Here is a 17,690-nt window from a genome sequence, read left to right as displayed (position 1 = left end):
GATATGGAAATAAATCGTACTTTAAATGAAGTACGATTTATTTTGCTAATAATTATACCTCATAAGGGTATATAGAGGTGAGAGACATGAATGAAAAAAAAGAGGCCAATCTTCAAATATCAGGAATGACATGTGCGGCATGTGCAAATAGAATTGAAAAAGGTCTAAAAAAAGTAGAAGGTGTTCATGAGGCAAATGTAAATTTTGCGCTTGAAAAAACAAAAATAATGTACGATCCAACTAAAACAAATCCGCAACAATTTAAAGAAAAAGTTGAATCATTAGGATATGGAATTGTAAGTGATAAAGCTGAATTTACTGTTTCAGGAATGACATGTGCAGCATGTGCAAATAGAGTTGAAAAGCGTTTAAATAAGTTAGATGGTGTGAACAAAGCGACAGTAAATTTTGCTTTAGAATCAGCTACAGTAGACTTTAATCCTGATGAAGTTAATGTAAATGAAATGAAGAGTGCGATTACGAAGCTAGGATATAAATTAGAAGTGAAACCAGATGATCAAGATGCATCAACTGATCATCGATTACAAGAAATTGAAAGACAAAAGAAGAAGTTTATTATTTCGTTTATTTTATCTTTCCCATTATTGTGGGCAATGGTTAGTCATTTCTCATTTACGTCGTTTATTTATTTACCGGATATGTTAATGAACCCTTGGGTGCAACTAGCACTTGCAACCCCTGTTCAATTTATCATTGGTGGACAGTTTTATGTTGGAGCTTATAAAGCGTTACGTAATAAAAGTGCGAATATGGATGTTCTCGTGGCGCTTGGAACGTCGGCCGCGTATTTCTATAGTGTATATTTAAGTATTCAATCTATTGGTTCTTCGAAACATATGACAGATTTATATTTTGAAACGAGTGCGGTACTTATTACATTAATTATTTTAGGTAAATTATTTGAAGCGAAAGCAAAAGGGCGCTCATCAGAAGCAATTAAAAAATTGATGGGTTTACAAGCGAAGACAGCTACAGTTGTGCGAGATGGAACAGAAATAAAAATTTTGATTGAAGAAGTAGTAGCTGGTGATATCGTCTATGTAAAGCCTGGTGAAAAAATACCAGTAGATGGTGAGATTGTAGAAGGAAAATCAGCGATTGATGAATCGATGTTAACGGGTGAAAGTATTCCTGTTGATAAGTCAATTGGGGATGTAGTAATAGGTTCGACAATAAATAAAAATGGTTTTTTAAAAGTGAAAGCAACTAAAGTAGGCAGAGATACTGCATTAGCTCAAATCATTAAAGTAGTAGAAGAGGCACAAGGTTCAAAAGCTCCTATTCAAAGGGTAGCGGATCAAATTTCAGGTATTTTTGTACCGGTTGTAGTTGTGATTGCGATTATCACATTTGCAGTATGGATGATATTTGTTACACCTGGTGATTTTGGCGGAGCACTTGAGAAAATGATAGCAGTACTTGTTATCGCTTGTCCATGTGCATTAGGTCTTGCAACGCCTACATCTATTATGGCAGGATCAGGAAGATCGGCTGAGTATGGTATTTTATTTAAAGGTGGAGAGCATTTAGAAGCAACGCACCGATTAGATACAGTTATTCTAGATAAAACAGGTACTGTGACAAACGGAAAGCCTGTGTTAACAGATATAATTGTAGCAGATGGATTCCATGAAGAAGAAATACTACGTTTAGTAGGTGCGGCAGAAAAAAATTCTGAACACCCACTTGCAGAAGCGATTGTGGAAGGAATTAGAGAAAAGAAAATTGATATTCCAAGTTCAGAAACGTTTGAAGCGATTCCTGGATTTGGTATCGAATCAGTCGTAGAAGGAAAACAATTATTAATTGGCACACGTCGATTAATGAAGAAATTCAATATTGATATTGAAGAAGTTTCAAAATCAATGGAAGAGCTAGAACGAGAAGGAAAAACAGCAATGCTTATTGCAATCGATAAAGAATATGCTGGTATAGTTGCCGTTGCAGATACTGTGAAAGATACTTCAAAAGCAGCTATCGCAAGACTGAAAAAAATGGGTCTAGACGTTGTGATGATTACAGGAGATAATACACAAACTGCTCAGGCGATTGCAAAGCAAGTTGGTATTGATCACGTAATTGCAGAAGTATTGCCAGAAGGAAAAGCAGAAGAAGTGAAAAAACTGCAAGCAAATGGTAAGAAAGTAGCGATGGTTGGAGATGGGATAAATGATGCTCCTGCTCTTGCTACAGCGAACATTGGTATGGCAATTGGAACGGGAACGGATGTAGCGATGGAAGCAGCGGATATAACGTTAATCCGCGGTGATTTAAATAGTATTGCTGATGCGATCTTTATGAGTAAAATGACGATAAGAAATATTAAACAAAATTTATTCTGGGCATTAGCTTATAACGCGTTAGGAATTCCAATTGCGGCATTAGGTTTCTTAGCCCCTTGGGTTGCTGGAGCAGCGATGGCATTTAGTTCTGTATCCGTTGTATTAAATGCATTACGATTACAAAGAGTTAAATTAAAATCTTAAAAAGCTACATTAAGTAATTGAATAGAATTAAAAAACAATACTTTGAATAAGTATTGTTTTTTTGTTCGTATAGAAATTAAAACGATATAATAAAGAAGAATTATGGAATCGTATATAGTAGAAAAGTTAAGAGGTAGTTTGGTAAGGAGACTTATATATGTTAAAAGATATTATAATTAGAACATTTCAGAAAGAAGATTTAAATCAAGTATTACAATTGTTCTATGAAACAGTTCATACGGTTAATGCAAAAGATTATAATGAGTTACAGCTACAAGCATGGGCACCAGATCGACTAGATAGAGAAAGCTGGTTAAAGTCTTTAGAAAAGAATATTAGTTATGTAGCGGATCATAACGGTGTGATAGTCGGATTTGGAGATTATAATGAGGATCATTACGTAGATCGTTTATTTACACATAAATATTATCAGGGGAAAAGGATAGCCTCATCCATATTACAGAAGTTAGAAAAAGAAGCAGTGAACCTAGGGCATAGGGAAATCTATACAGAAGCGAGTATTACAGCAAGACCTTTCTTTGAAAGTAAAGGTTTTATTTGCATAAAGGAACAAAAGAAACAGCATAATGGTCAGATTTTTATTAATTATGTTATGAAAAAAATATCCTTCTCATAAATGAGAAGGATATTTTTCATTATTTTACAGCTTCTTTTAGTTCTTTACCAGCTTTGAAAGCAGGTACTTTAGAAGCTGCGATTTGCATTTCTTCACCAGTTTGTGGGTTACGGCCTGTACGAGCAGCTCTTTCACGAACTTCGAATGTACCGAATCCGATAAGTTGTACTTTTTCACCAGCAGCTAAAGTGTTAGTGATTGATTCTACTACAGTTTGTACAACTACAGTAGCTTCTTTTTGAGAAATCTCAGCATTTTGTGCTACGTTTTTAATTAATTCTGTTTTGTTCATGTTTTTCACCTCATATGTAAATAATGCTATTTAAGTTGTTATTATAACGTATAAAACATTCGAGAACAAGTGTACGTACATATATTCGCAAAAAAAATGAAATTTGTAATATTTTTTAGGACATTTTATAGACATTCCATTTAAGCGGACAGAGATTTGTTCTTCATTTCAGTCTTCTCTTGATGAGAAGGTAGTTTCTTATTATAAGATATGAAGTAAGGTAGTGCTACAAATAACATACCTCCTACTAAATTTCCGAAGAAAACAAAAATGAAGTTTGGAAAATATTCGATCCAAGTTAAATGACCGGCAAAAATTGCAGCTGGGATGACAAACATATTGGCTACAACGTGTTGAAATCCAATTGCAACAAAAGTCATAACTGGGAACCAAATACCGATAATCTTTCCGATAAATTCTTTACTTCCCATACTGAGCCAAACAGCTAAACAAACGAGCCAATTACATCCGATTGCAGAAATAAATGCTTGCAATGGTGTATCTTGTAGTTTCGCTTGAGCGATAGAAATAGTTTTCGCTAAAAAAGCTCCTTCAGTTAAGCCGACGATATGACCGAAAAAATAGGCTACGAATACAGCTCCTATGAAATTGCTAAATGTAACAATAACTAAATTTCGTATGAAATAAAATAAAGTAATTTTCTTTTGGAGCCAGGCCATAGAAACTGTCATCATGTTACCAGTTACTAGTTCACCGCCTGCAAGAATAACGAGAATAAGACCAACAGGGAATACAGCAGCGCCTAGAAAACTAGAAAATGATCCCCAATATTTTGGCATTGTCCCAATAACATGAATATCGAGTAAATACCCTAATGCGATAAAAGCACCACCAAAAAAACCAAGAATTAGCATAGGGAGCAATGATAAATGAGCTTTTTTCCTTCCTGAATTCGCAGCAAGTTCCGTAATTTCTTCTGGTGTAAATACAGACATGAATAATCCCTCCGTAATAAAATAATGGAATGAATAGAAAAAATTTCAAAAATCTATGTATTATAAAAATATGTTATGACTTCTGTATAAAATTGTCAAAGTGAATAGAGAGGGAATTAAAAATTGATAACATTGTTCATGTTGTCACATGAATGTAACAATAAGGATTTAAAGTGTTTGTAGAGGTGAAAACATGAATACGAATCATGTAAAAAAAGAACGAAAAAAATCAATCATAAAGATATTTATTATTAGTTTTATAAGTATATTAATGATACCAGTAAGTTTGTATTATTATGCGACAGAAATAGAACGAAAACTAGTAACAGTTACGTGGAATGAAATAGAAGCTTCTACAATTCCTAAAGAGTTTAATAATAAAAAAATATTGCAGTTTTCAGATGTACATTTAGGGCCAGAGTTTACATTGAAGCAACTTGAACATTTGGTGGAGAAGATGAATGAAATACATCCAGATATCGTAGTTTTTACTGGAGATTTAATAGATAAATTTGGGTCTTATAGTGCGGAAAGAGAAGAAGCAAAGGCTATTTTGCAGAAAATTTACGCGCCCTTAGGGAAATATGCTGTGTTTGGGAATCATGATAGGGGCGGGGGCGGTAGTTTATTTTACAAAAAATATATGGAGGAAGCTGGTTTTTCTGTATTAGTAAATGAAGTGCAGAAAATTAAAGTGGAAAACGGCAAATATATTACAATATCAGGTTTAGATGATTTTCTATTAGGGAAGCCACAAATAGATTCAACTTTAAAAAACTTGAAACAAAATGATTTCAACATGTTATTAGTACATGAGCCGGATGTTGTAACCAAAATAAATCGTTACCCAATGGATCTTCAACTGTCAGGACATAGTCACGGAGGACAAGTCCAAATTCCTTTTGTAGGTCCATTAATTACTACCAAACTAGCTGAGAATTATGTTGAAGGTATGTATGAAGTAGAGGGGAAGAGTAAGCTGTTATATTTATATGTAAATCGTGGCATTGGGACTACTAGGATGCCTGTTAGATTTTGGAGTGTACCTGAACTTTCAGTTTTTGTGTTGAAGCAAAATAGTAACTAGAATATTTAACAATATGATTCCAAGGAACGTGCGATGTAGGTCGATGGAAAACAGTTTCTTAAAACTTTAGATGTGACAAAGTAATTTTCATAAATAAAAAACAACAATAGGTTATAGGACCTATTGTTGTTTTTTATTATTTTTGCAAGGGAAGAGTATCAAAATATGTTCTATAATTATTAGAGAATTCAAAATTGTTTTTTGCATCCCAATTAATAGACCAAGACATTAGGCCGCGGAATGCAGGATAGCCACTCTGGTTAGAAAGTTTATACTTTCCTCCGAACGGAACTCCTTTAATGATATAATTTAAAGCTTTTTTCATTTCAGTTGGCGAAATGTATCCACCACTTGGAGCTGCCGCTGGTGCTGCTGGAAGCCCAATCATAACTTGATCTGAGCGAAGAGCTGGGAAAATGTTATTTGGATTACCACCTACAGGAAAACCATGTAAGAGCATATCTGCCATAGCGACTTCGTAGTCTGCAGTACCTTGATTGTAGTTATTACCGTCCATTCCAACCCCGCTGCCAGCGTTGTAGTGTTGAACGTGAATGTATGTTAGTTTATCTTTCACTCCGTAAATAATTGGTAAATATGCACCCCAGATACTTCCGTATGCGCTATAACCGCCTTGAACATAAGCTGTTTCAGGAGCCATGCTTAATAGAAAATCTGGACCATAATGATCTGAGATTGTTCGAATAGCTGATATAAGATTTACGATTTGGGGAGTAGTTGGATTTTTGAAATTAATGTCATTTCCGTTTAAGTAAATACCTGATTCAAGGTCAATATCTATTCCATCAAAACCGTATTTATCGATTAGAGATTGTATGGAATTAATAAAACGTTGCTTAGCGGCATTGTCAGGAAGTAAAACGACTCCATTTTGTCCTCCTATTGAAAGAACTACTTTCTTTCCTTTACTTTTTAAATAAGAAATATCTGATTTGAAGTCTGCATCTGTACCATACACAGGAGAAAATTCAACAGTGGAACGATCACCACCAGTTTCACCAAAAGATACATTGATTACATCCCATTTTGGTGAAACGTCTTTTAATTTAATAATGCCAGTACCGTTATCAAAGTTATGCCAGTATCCAACGAGTAATTTTGAACCTAAATTGTTTGCTGCTTGTGTTTGGAAAGGGGATAGCGGTAGTAGTAAGAACAGTACGAAAATACAACAAAAAAATTTGAACTTGTTTAACATATCAACACTCCTATACAAAAAGTTGTCTAGATGTATAATCTTATTTATTTAATAATATCTGAAAATTCTTTCTTTTGTAAGAGGACTATAATTTTCTCAACAATTGTGTGTGGGAAAGTATTAAACTTAATGAAATAATTTTTAAAGGAGATTGAATTGCAATTGTTAAATTCAGAATATTTTGATATATTTTAACGTATAGAACAAAATCTTTCGCACAGTACTCTTACATAAATTTCAAAATTTAGTTTGGAAGGGGATGTACAAGAGTTGGATAAAAATCTAAAGAAAGATCTCAAAATACGCCACATTACAATGATCTCAATTGGCGGCGTAATAGGGGCTGGTTTGTTTGTTGGAAGTGGTGCCGTTGTACATTCGGCAGGACCTGGTTCTATCGTTTCATATACATTAGCAGGACTTCTAGTCATTTTCGTCATGAGAATGCTAGGAGAAATGGCAGCTGTAAATCCGACAAGTGGTTCATTTGCAACGTATGCAAGAGAAGCAATTGGTCCATGGGCGGGTTATACAATAGGCTGGTTATACTGGTTTTTCTGGGTAATTGTTATTGCAATAGAAGCCACAGCAGGTGCTGGTATTATCCAATATTGGATTCCACAAATACCGCTATGGTTATTAAGTTTAATATTAACAATTTTATTAACGCTGACGAACGTTTTTTCGGTGAAATCATTTGGAGAGTTTGAATATTGGTTTTCTTTTATTAAAGTAATAAGTATTGTTTTGTTCCTTTGTCTAGGTCTTGCTGTTATTTTAGGATTTGTTCCAGGAACAGAAGCACCCGGCACTTCGAATTTAATTGGACAAGGTGGGTTTATGCCAAACGGTATAAGTTCGGTCTTGCTTGGAATTACTGTTGTTATATTTTCATTTATGGGATCAGAGATTGTAGCAGTAGCGGCTGGTGAATCTGCAGAACCTGTAAAAGCAGTAAAAACAGCAACAAACAGTGTGATTTGGCGTATTCTTGTATTTTTTATTGGGTCTATAGCGGTAGTTGTTACGCTACTGCCATGGAATTCAGCTAACATATTAAAAAGTCCATTTGTAGCTGTACTTGAACATATAGGAATACCAGCGGCAGCACAAATTATGAATTTTATCGTTTTAACAGCTGTACTTTCTTGCTTAAATTCAGGCTTATATACAAATTCAAGAATGCTTTTTTCAATGGCAGAAAGAGGAGATGCGCCAAAGTCATTTTTAAAATTGAACAGTAGTGGTGTTCCTGTTCGAGCGGTTTTATTTGGAACGGTCTTCGCTTATATTGGAGTTGTTTTTAGTTACATTTCTCCAGATAAAGTCTTTTTGTTTTTAGTGAATGCATCTGGCGGGATTGCGTTACTAGTTTATCTCGTTATTGCAGTTTCGCATTTAAAGATGCGTAAAAAAATGGGGAAAGTAGAACAAAAAAATTTGAAAGTGAAAATGTGGCTTTTTCCGTATGTAACGTATGTTACAATTGCTGCTATTATAGCAGTTTTAGTTGCGATGTTCGCAATTGATACTTTACGTTCACAAGCACTTTTAACAATGTTTGTTACAGTTCTTATCATACTTTCTTATTTTATTTTTAATAGAAATAAAAATAGCACAGTTTTGAATCCTAAAAGTAAGAATGAGGAATCTGTTCGATTCTAATTTTCTTATTTTCGAAGAGAGTTACACCCAGTCATTGCTATAAAAGAATCATATATAATCATAGAAACAAGTAATTACTATTGTCATAGTGGATATAAACTTTTTTCTTGACTTTTTATACGAAGGCGAGCAAAATGGTAAAAAAGGAAGGGGGGATGATGATGGAAGAGTACGTATTAGAGCTGTATAACCTGTTATATACGACAGAATGGCAAGATATTGTTTCGTTTCTAGGAATAGTATTTTGCATGAAAATTGTAATTGTATATATGGAAGAGCAAGGTATGTTCTATTCCTTCTCATCTCCGTTCGATGTGCAGCGCGAGCCGTTGCTAAACTATGCCAATGTGAATTACGAACAATTTCCTTTTGTAGTTTTCTTTATGATTCGATTTATTACAGCAATTGTAAAGAAGAAGGAAAGTGATGATGAAGAGTGCCACGCAACTTGTAAGGTAGCTAACGTTTTTTAAGCTAAATACAAGGAGGAGATTTATATGTGGTTTCGATTTCTTATGATTGGTTTCTTTTCATTAACAGCAATTTCATTAATGGGATATCAAGTGTCTGAAATTTTTCAAGCATATAGCGATACATTTTTTAACAAAAATTAATCGCGTTGCTATTTGAATAATAAAGCGATAAAATCCTTCTTAAGAAGTTTTATTAAGAAGGATTTTTTTCTTTGTTTTGTCTTGCTGTGTCAAACTATTGTCACATTTACACTGTGAATAATATGTTAAAATAGTGAGGTTACGTATACATACTTGAAGGAAGAGGGAGTGACCATTTTGGTGGATCAATCAACAAATCAGAAAAGCTATGCTCCTATTGTGATAACGCTTTCTGTAATTGTAAATGCGATTATTTTATTTTTGTTCTTTGGACCTGTTGGCTATGAAGGAGAAGTACATTTTGATGTAACGATTTTACCAATGTTAAACGCGATTTTTAATAGCTTTACGTTCGTATTTTTATTAGCAGCGTTATTCTCTATTATTAAAAAGAATGTGAAAATGCATCGTGGTTTCATCCTTGCAGCATTTACGACAACTTTACTATTTTGTGTGTCGTATTTATCGTATCATTACTTAGCACCGGCAACACATTTTGGAGGAGAAGGATTCATTAAATATGTGTATTTCATCATTTTAATTACACATATTATCCTAGCAGCAATTATCGTACCACTTGCATTGTTTGCACTTGTATTTGGTTTTACAAATCAATTAACACGTCACCGTAAAATTGTACGTTGGACAATGCCAATTTGGTTATATGTAAGTTTATCTGGTGTTATTGTGTACTTAATGATCTCACCTTATTATCAATAAAAGTCTCAGCCTTTAGGCTGGGGCTTTTTTGTTAAGCAAATCTTTTTGTGAAATGAAAAAAATATGGTATACAAAAGTATAGTTGCTTTTCAAATAGAAGGGATGGTAAAGAAATATGCAAAATTTTGTATTTCGTAATCCAACGAAACTTATTTTCGGTAAAGATCAATTAGAACAGTTAAAAACTGAAATTCCACAGTTTGGTAAGAAGGTTCTTCTCGTATATGGAGGAGGCAGTATTAAAAGAAACGGTATTTATGATAATGTGATTTCTATTTTAAAGGATATTAATGCAGAAGTATTTGAATTGACGGGTGTTGAACCGAATCCTCGTGTATCAACTGTAAAGAAAGGGATTCAAATTTGTAAAGATAATGGAGTCGAATTTATTTTAGCAGTTGGTGGAGGAAGTGTAATCGACTGTACGAAAGCGATTGCTGCTGGTAGTAAATATGATGGAGATGTATGGGATATTGTAACGAAAAAAGCATTTGCTAGTGAGGCATTACCATTTGGTACTGTACTTACTCTTGCTGCGACAGGTTCTGAAATGAATGCAGGCTCGGTAATTACAAATTGGGAAACGAATGAAAAGTATGGATGGGGAAGCCCAGTTACATTCCCGCAGTTTTCAATTTTAGATCCAGTTCATACTGCATCTGTGCCGAGAGATCAAACGATTTATGGTATGGTAGATATTATGTCACATGTATTAGAACAATATTTCCATCATGGAACGAATACAGAACTACAAGATCGTTATTGTGAATCTGTTTTAAAAACAGTAATTGAGACAGCTCCCAAGCTTTTAAGTGATTTAGAAAATTATGAGCATAGGGAAACAATTTTATATTGCGGAACGATGGCGTTAAATGGTATTTTAGCGATGGGAGTAAGAGGTGACTGGGCAACTCATAATATTGAACATGCAGTTTCTGCTGTTCATGATATACCGCATGGAGGCGGCTTAGCAATTCTATTCCCTAACTGGATGAAGCATGTCGTAGATGAAAATGTAAGTCGTTTTAAACAGTTCGCTATTCGTGTATTTGAAATAGAAACAGATGGAAAAACAGATAAAGAAGTGGCGTTAGAAGGAATTGAGGCACTGCGTCAATTTTGGACTTCAATTGAAGCGCCAGCAACATTAGCTGATTACGGTATTGGAGAAAATGAAATTGATATAATGGCTAATAAAGCGATGGCGTATGGTGAATTTGGTAACTTTAAAAAATTAAATAAAGATGATGTTCTAAGTATATATAAAGCTTCTTTATAAGTGAATTTAGAAAAGAAACCTATTTGATTGTTTGATCGAATAGGTTTCTTTTTTGCTTTTTATAAACGTTTATGAATGTTTGTGATTATTTTTGATTGTTTATGGTTGATTTTTGTGACCGTTTTCATTATACTGTAATCAAAGAAGAGGTGAATAAAATGTTAACTCCTGAACGTCATCAAATGATATTGCAACTTGTAAAAGAACAGAAAGTTGTAAAATTACAGCAATTAGTTGAAAGAACAGAAAGCTCTGAGTCGACAATTCGCCGTGATTTAGCACAATTGGAAAAGCAAAGGTTATTAAAAAGAGTTCATGGTGGTGCCGCTGTTTTAACAGGAAAAGGGCAAGAACCAACGATGGTTGAAAAATCATCCAAAAACATTCAAATAAAACAACAAATTGCTAATTATGCGGCTAGCGTTGTTGAACAAGGTGATTGTATTTATTTAGATGCAGGGAGTACAACATTTGAAATGATTCCATTTTTAATCAATAAAGATGTTACTGTCGTTACGAATGGACTTATGCATATTGAAGCTTTAGTTGAAAATAATATTCGTGCGTATTTACTAGGCGGAATGATGAAGAGTAGGACGAAAGCTTTAATCGGTGCTATGGCACAGGAAAGTATGCAGAAGTATCGCTTTGATAAATGTTTTTTAGGTGCAAATGGTGTACATGAACAGCTTGGCTTTACAACGCCAGATCCAGAAGAAGCGCTCCTAAAACAAATGGCACTAACATTAGCAAACGAAGGATATTTCTTAATTGATGAAAGTAAGTTTTCAGAAGTTGCGTTTGCGAAAATTGCAAATGTTGAAGATGCAAATATTATTACAAACCATTTAGAAATTGATTTAGAAAAATATAAAAAACAAACCAATGTAATTGAGGCTGATAAACAATGATCTATACAGTTACTTTAAACCCATCTATTGATTATGTAGTGCAAGTTCCTTCTTTTGATTTAGGAACAATAAATCGAGCGGAGAAAGATATGAAGTTTCCTGGAGGAAAAGGAATTAATGTTTCTCGTGTTCTTCAGCGTTTAGGTGTTAAAAATATAGCACTTGGATTTACTGGTGGATTTACTGGTCAATTTATTAAAGAGGTATTACATGACGAAGGTGTAACAACAAACTTCGTCCAAGTAGATGAAGATACTCGCATTAATGTGAAAATAAAAGGGAAAGAAGAAACAGAATTAAATGGCCAAGGTCCTATTGTAACAAAAGAGCAGTTCGAACAGTTAATGAAAAAAATTGAGAGTATGCAACCTGGAGATTGTGTTGTACTCGCTGGGAGTGTACCAGTCTCTATTCCAAGTACCTTTTACGAATCAATCGCTGCGTTTGGAGCTGAAAAAGGTATTCGTGTAGTAGTAGATGCAAGTGGAAGTGCACTGCAACATGTAATTAAAAATAAGCCATTTTTAATTAAGCCAAACCACCATGAACTTGGTGAGTTGTTTGGAGTGGAGCTTTCAACAGTAGAAGACATTTTACCTTATGGAAGAAAATTAATTGAACAAGGTGTAAAACACGTTATCGTATCAATGGCTGGAGAGGGAGCTTTATTATTTACGGCAGAAGGTATATATGAAGCGACTGTTCCAAAAGGTGTTGTAATTAATTCAGTTGGGGCCGGAGATTCTCTTGTTGCAGGGTTTGTAGGCAAATATGAACAGACAAAAGTTATTGAAAAGGCATTTCAATACGGCGTTGCAACAGGGAGTGCAACAGCATTTTCAGCTGATTTATGTAAGAAGGAAAAAGTAGAAGAATTATTGTCGCAAGTAATTGTAGCTAAGCGATAGGGGGAAGCAACATATGAAAATTACAGAACTATTAAAAAGGGATACAGTCATTATGGATTTGACAGCTTCAAATAAAGAAGCTGTCATAGATGAATTAGTTGAGAAATTAAACGGGGCAAATCGTTTAAATAGTAAAACGGAATTTAAAGAAGCTATTTTAAAGCGGGAGTCCCAAAGTACGACTGGAATAGGGGAAGGTATTGCAATACCTCATGCGAAGACAAAGGCTGTTAAACAACCATCGATTTGTTTTGGTAGAAGTGTAAGCGGTATCAATTATGAGTCGCTTGATGGACAACCGGCATACTTATTCTTTATGATTGCTGCAAGTGAAGGAGCGAATAATACTCATTTAGAAACGTTGTCTCGTTTATCGACATTATTAATGGATGAAGGATTTCGCAAGCAACTATTAGAAGCGAAGGATGAAAGTGAGCTTCTTCAACTATTTGATGAAAAAGAGAATGAAAAAGAAGAAGAGATTGAAGTTGCACAACCAGAAGGAAATGAACCGTACGTACTTGCTGTTACAGCTTGCCCAACTGGAATCGCTCACACATATATGGCGGCGGATAGCTTAAAAGCAAAAGCGGCAGAGTTAGGGATAGCGATTAAAGTTGAAACAAACGGATCAACAGGTATTAAAAACGGTTTAACGAAAGAGGATATTGAACGTGCAACAGCTATTATTGTTGCGGCAGATAAACAAGTAGAAATGAATCGTTTTGCTGGTAAACATGTCATTCAAGTGCCAGTTGCTGATGGGATTCGAAAAACGGAAAAATTGCTAAATCGAGCTGTCAAACAAGATGCACCAATCTTTAAAGGTGTAAAAGAGGACGGGAAATCAGAAAGTATTGAGAGAGAAAAAGGATTAGGAATTTATAAGCATTTAATGAGCGGTGTAAGTAATATGCTTCCATTCGTTGTTGGTGGCGGGATTTTAATAGCGCTAGCATTTTCGTTTGGTGGTATAAAGGCGGAAGGTCCTTTAGCTGAATTGTTCATGTCAATTGGTGGAGGAAAAACAGGTGCGTTTTTATTCCTTGTACCAATTTTAGCTGGATTTATTGCAAGCTCTATTGCTGATCGTCCTGGTTTTATGCCTGGTGTTGTAGGTGGGTTTTTAGCGGCGAATGCGAATGCTGGATTTTTAGGTGGATTAATTGCTGGTTTCTTAGCTGGATATGTTGTTTTAGGGTTGAAAAGATTATTTTCAGGACTACCAGTACAATTAGAAGGAATTAAACCTGTATTGTTATATCCAGTCTTTGGATTATTGATTACAGGAGTTGTAATGCAAAAAGTAGTAATTCCGCCTGTAGTAGCATTAAATGAAATGTTGACAGGGTGGTTAAATGGTTTAAATGGTACGAATGCTATATTACTAGGTCTTATTTTAGGTGGTATGATGGCGATTGATATGGGTGGTCCAATTAATAAAGCGGCATTTACGTTTGGTATTGCTGCAATAGAAGCACAAAATTTTGGAGTGCACTCAGCAGTTATGGCTGGTGGTATGGTACCGCCACTTGCGATTGCATTCGCAACTACATTCTTTAAATCAAAGTTTACAGAAGCGGAACGTAAATCTGGTTTAACAAATTATATTATGGGAGCATCGTTCATTACAGAAGGTGCGATTCCGTTTGCAGCTGCAGATCCGGTTCGAGTAATCGTAAGTTGTGTTGTTGGTTCAAGTATTGCAGGTGCGTTATCTATGTTATTCCAAATTACATTACCGGCACCGCATGGTGGATTATTTGTAATAGCGTTAGTAAATAAACCGTTACTATATATTTTCTCTATATTAATTGGAACGATTGTCTCGGCTATTATGCTAGGTGTTTGGAAAAAGAAAGTTCAATAACAAATAAAAAGAGAGTAGCTTTTAGTAGCTGCTCTCTTTTTATTACAAAAAAATAAGTTAACAATGGAATATTGATGTTTTTTGGTAAAAGATGTAACGAATTGTGAATTTTTTGTAACAAAAAAGTAACACTGTAATTTTTTCTGGAAAAAAGTTCTTGTGCTCGTATATGAAAAATATATGAAAACCACTGGAGATTGTATGAGAAATACATTTTATTAATATGGAAATTTATGTTACAACTCGTTAATTGTATATTACGAATGCTTTGTAATTGTGTGATTTCTAAAAATTCTAAAAATCTGTTGCTATAATGAAAATACGAAAACAAAGCAAATGGAGGCTATTCATGAAAAAATTATTAAGTATAGCAACAGCAGCAGTTTTTGGTCTTGGGATTTTTGCGGGTTCTGCTAAAGCGGAAACAATTGTAACAACAGACGTATTAAATGTTAGAGAAAACCCAAATGTAGAGTCAAAGCTTGTAGGTAAAGTGTTAAGTGGGAATACACTAGATGTTATAAATACAGAGAATGGATGGACAAAAATTAAGTTAAACGGTAAGGAAGCGTTTGTAAGTGCTGATTTTACAAAGAGCACATATTATGTAACGGCGGGCGTATTAAATGTTCGTGCTGGAGCGAATACTGATTCTGAAATTTTAGGTAAACTTAATAAAAATGATGTGATTGAAACGACGAATCAAGTTCAAAATGAATGGTTACAATTCGACTACAATGGAAAAGTCGGATATGTTCACGTGCCATTTTTAACAGGAACGGCACCTGTAATTGAAAAGAAAGAGGTTGTAGTTCAAGAAGAAGCGCCGGTTAAAAATAATACAGCAGTTAAGAATAAAGAGTATGTTAAGAGTAACGATTCTATTAAGAATGTAGAATCAAGTAAACCTGTGGTAAAAGAAAAGCCGGCTGCAAAACCAGTTGCGAAATCTACTGAAACAAGTGCGCCTACTGGTGGTCGTGAAATTACAGTAGAAGCGACGGCATATACAGCAGATCCGAGTGAGAATGGTTCGTATGGTGGTCGTGTATTAACTGCAATGGGGCATGATTTAACAGCAAATCCAAATATGAAAGTAATTGCTGTTGATCCGAAAGTAATTCCGCTTGGATCAAAAGTATGGGTAGAAGGATATGGAGAAGCGATTGCTGGAGACACTGGTGGTGCGATTAAAGGAAATCGTATTGATGTATTAGTCGGTTCAGATGGTAGTGCTAATAGCTGGGGGCGCAAATCTGTAAAAGTGAAAGTTATACAATAGGTTATCGATATTAATATAAAAAGCGGTTGCTTGAAATTATGTAAGCAGCCGCTTTTTATGGATTATTGAAAGGGATAAATAGTTTTACCTGTAATAATTTTATATGCACTGCAAAATTGTGTTTGTATATATTCTGTATTTTTATTTTCTGGATGTGATGTTGTTTCATGGAGAGTAGAATGAAAAGCCCGTAGTAAACAATTTAGGGCGAAGTATAATTCCTCTTGTGAACAATTTTGTTCTTTTGTAGAAGTAGCTAAAATGAGGTCTTTTGTCAAAGATGAAAAATTGATGGTGGATTGTTTCATAGTTAACTCATCCTCTCGAAACTATTTTTATCATGTATATGCAGAATTGGACAAACTATGTTCTTTTTTATATGTAATTTCATGTACCGAAATGAAAGAACTTGCAATCATGCCGTTAAAATTGGTAAGATTGGGTATAATCAATAGATGGAGTATATTACATAAAGAGAGTTGAATGCTATGGGAGAAGTGCAACGTGAAAAAGTTGCTGTCATCATTGGACCAACAGCTGTTGGAAAGACGAAGTTAAGTATCGATCTTGCCAAAGCGTTGAACGGTGAAATTATTAGTGGTGATTCCATGCAAATCTATCGAACGATGGATATTGGAACTGCAAAGGTAACACAAGCAGAGATGGACGGAATTCCACATTATATGGTCGATATAAAAAATCCGGAAGATTCATTTTCTGTCGCGGAATTTCAAGAACGTGTTCGCAAACATATTCGAGAAATTACAGAACGTGGTAAATTACCAATTATAGTTGGTGGGACCGGTCTTTATATACAATCTGTTTTATTCGATTATCAGTTTACAAATGATGCTGGTGATGTGATATACCGAGAGCAAATGGAAAAGTTAGCTTTAGAACGCGGTGTGGAATATGTACATAAAAAATTGCAAGAAGTAGATCCGGAAAGTGCGGAGCGTATTCATGCAAATAATGTACGACGTGTCATTCGGGCGTTAGAAATTTTCCACACGACGGGTGAAAAAATGAGTGACCAAATTGAGAAACAAGAAAAAGAGTTACTCTATGATGTTTCATTAATTGGCTTGACAATGGATCGAGAAATGCTATACGATCGCATTAACTTACGAGTGGATTTGATGATGGAACAAGGCCTATTAGAGGAAGTAGAAGGTCTGTATAATAGAGGGATACGAGATTGTCAATCTATTCAAGCGATTGGATATAAAGAAATCTATGATTATTTTGAGAATCGAGCCCCTTTAGAAGATGCGGTATCACAATTAAAGACGAATTCGCGTCGTTATGCAAAGCGTCAATTAACGTGGTTCCGTAATAAAATGGATGTCACGTGGTTTGATGTTACAGACGGTGAAAAAACGTCAGAAATTTTACGATACATAGAAGGAAAGTTACAAGTAAAGTCGAATAATAGTAAGTAGAGAAAAAGAGGAGGATTCGACATGAAGCAATCAATCAATATTCAAGATCAGTTTTTAAATCAACTCCGTAAAGAAAATACGTTTGTTACGCTGTACTTATTAAATGGTTTCCAGCTTCGTGGACTAATTAAAGGATTTGATAATTTTACAGTCCTGCTGGAAACAGAAGGTAAGCAACAGCTTATTTATAAACATGCAATTTCTACATTTGTACCACAAAAAAATGTTTCCATTGAATTAGAATAGTAATAAATTATCGTACATAACAAAAAAAGAGCGAGTTTTGAACTGCACCCCAATT

17 protein-coding genes are annotated in these 17,690 nt (G+C 34.7%); 13 read left to right on the top strand and 4 right to left on the bottom strand.

The features are described 5' to 3' along the window. Positions 1-86 precede the first annotated feature (86 nt). Both DN400_RS07020 and DN400_RS07015 read left to right on the top strand, forming a co-directional pair. Complete coding sequence (locus DN400_RS07020; RefSeq protein ID WP_065229222.1) at positions 87-2,507, top strand: heavy metal translocating P-type ATPase; 2,421 nt, start codon at positions 87-89, stop codon at positions 2,505-2,507. Positions 2,508-2,664: 157 nt separating this feature from the next. Further along, positions 2,665-3,144, top strand: a complete 480-nt coding sequence (locus tag DN400_RS07015) for a GNAT family N-acetyltransferase (RefSeq protein ID WP_065229221.1) — start codon at positions 2,665-2,667, stop codon at positions 3,142-3,144. Positions 3,145-3,163: 19 nt separating this feature from the next. Here DN400_RS07015 and DN400_RS07010 read toward each other — a convergent pair whose 3' ends face one another. Next, on the bottom strand, positions 3,164-3,436 hold the full coding sequence (locus DN400_RS07010) for an HU family DNA-binding protein (protein ID WP_001043904.1): 273 nt from the start codon (positions 3,434-3,436) through the stop codon (positions 3,164-3,166). Positions 3,437-3,576: 140 nt separating this feature from the next. Next, positions 3,577-4,392, bottom strand: a complete 816-nt coding sequence (locus DN400_RS07005) for a formate/nitrite transporter family protein (RefSeq protein WP_000110543.1) — start codon at positions 4,390-4,392, stop codon at positions 3,577-3,579. A gap of 193 nt (positions 4,393-4,585) precedes the next feature. Between DN400_RS07005 and DN400_RS07000 the strand changes: the two genes are divergently transcribed. After that, positions 4,586-5,479 (top strand): metallophosphoesterase, encoded by an 894-nt coding sequence (locus DN400_RS07000; protein WP_001095330.1) that lies wholly within the window; start codon positions 4,586-4,588, stop codon positions 5,477-5,479. A gap of 136 nt (positions 5,480-5,615) precedes the next feature. On the opposite strand, the gene DN400_RS06995 is transcribed toward DN400_RS07000, so the two are convergent. Continuing rightward, a complete protein-coding gene (locus DN400_RS06995; RefSeq protein WP_002094116.1) occupies positions 5,616-6,698 on the bottom strand; it encodes a chitinase in 1,083 nt (360 codons plus the stop codon). Between the two features lie 270 nt (positions 6,699-6,968). On the opposite strand from DN400_RS06995, the gene gabP reads away from it, so the two are divergent. The 8 genes from gabP to entD all read left to right on the top strand — a co-directional run bounded on the left by gabP (position 6,969) and on the right by entD (position 15,947). After that, the gene (gabP, locus tag DN400_RS06985; protein WP_065229220.1) at positions 6,969-8,363 is read left to right on the top strand and encodes a GABA permease; all 1,395 of its coding nucleotides are present in this window, start codon (positions 6,969-6,971) and stop codon (positions 8,361-8,363) included. A gap of 134 nt (positions 8,364-8,497) precedes the next feature. Then, positions 8,498-8,836 carry a hypothetical protein gene (locus DN400_RS06980; RefSeq protein WP_003271231.1) on the top strand — a complete coding sequence of 113 codons (339 nt, stop codon included), beginning with the start codon at positions 8,498-8,500 and terminating at the stop codon, positions 8,834-8,836. Between the two features lie 318 nt (positions 8,837-9,154). Next, positions 9,155-9,697 (top strand): DUF420 domain-containing protein, encoded by a 543-nt coding sequence (locus DN400_RS06975; RefSeq protein WP_000228315.1) that lies wholly within the window; start codon positions 9,155-9,157, stop codon positions 9,695-9,697. A gap of 115 nt (positions 9,698-9,812) precedes the next feature. After that, positions 9,813-10,976, top strand: coding sequence for an iron-containing alcohol dehydrogenase (locus DN400_RS06970; RefSeq protein WP_001179068.1), 1,164 nt, complete (start codon positions 9,813-9,815; stop codon positions 10,974-10,976). A 158-nt stretch (positions 10,977-11,134) separates the two neighbouring features. After that, on the top strand, positions 11,135-11,887 hold the full coding sequence (locus DN400_RS06965; protein ID WP_000957288.1) for a DeoR/GlpR family DNA-binding transcription regulator: 753 nt from the start codon (positions 11,135-11,137) through the stop codon (positions 11,885-11,887). After that, positions 11,884-12,795 carry a 1-phosphofructokinase gene (gene pfkB / locus DN400_RS06960; RefSeq protein WP_147801592.1) on the top strand — a complete coding sequence of 304 codons (912 nt, stop codon included), beginning with the start codon at positions 11,884-11,886 and terminating at the stop codon, positions 12,793-12,795. The genes DN400_RS06965 and pfkB overlap by 4 nt, the downstream gene beginning before the upstream one ends. A 13-nt stretch (positions 12,796-12,808) precedes the next feature. Beyond that, a complete protein-coding gene (locus DN400_RS06955; RefSeq protein WP_016512432.1) occupies positions 12,809-14,665 on the top strand; it encodes a PTS fructose transporter subunit IIABC in 1,857 nt (618 codons plus the stop codon). A gap of 349 nt (positions 14,666-15,014) precedes the next feature. Further along, the gene (gene entD, locus DN400_RS06950; protein WP_016512433.1) at positions 15,015-15,947 is read left to right on the top strand and encodes a cell wall-binding protein EntD; all 933 of its coding nucleotides are present in this window, start codon (positions 15,015-15,017) and stop codon (positions 15,945-15,947) included. A 62-nt stretch (positions 15,948-16,009) separates the two neighbouring features. Here the strand turns inward: entD and DN400_RS06945 are convergent, their stop codons facing one another. Continuing rightward, a complete protein-coding gene (locus DN400_RS06945; protein ID WP_000814431.1) occupies positions 16,010-16,255 on the bottom strand; it encodes a hypothetical protein in 246 nt (81 codons plus the stop codon). Positions 16,256-16,435: 180 nt separating this feature from the next. Here DN400_RS06945 and miaA point away from each other — a divergent pair, with 180 nt between their 5' ends. Beyond that, complete coding sequence (gene miaA, locus DN400_RS06940) at positions 16,436-17,389, top strand: tRNA (adenosine(37)-N6)-dimethylallyltransferase MiaA (RefSeq protein ID WP_065229219.1); 954 nt, start codon at positions 16,436-16,438, stop codon at positions 17,387-17,389. A gap of 21 nt (positions 17,390-17,410) precedes the next feature. Beyond that, on the top strand, positions 17,411-17,635 hold the full coding sequence (gene hfq, locus DN400_RS06935; RefSeq protein ID WP_000813896.1) for an RNA chaperone Hfq: 225 nt from the start codon (positions 17,411-17,413) through the stop codon (positions 17,633-17,635). Positions 17,636-17,690 lie beyond the last annotated feature (55 nt).

The organism is Bacillus sp. AR8-1 (assembly GCF_008042345.1).
Taxonomy (GTDB): domain Bacteria; phylum Bacillota; class Bacilli; order Bacillales; family Bacillaceae_G; genus Bacillus_A; species Bacillus_A cereus.
The sequence above is the reverse complement of the archived record's forward strand: the minus strand, read 5'-3'. Positions and strand labels throughout refer to the sequence as shown.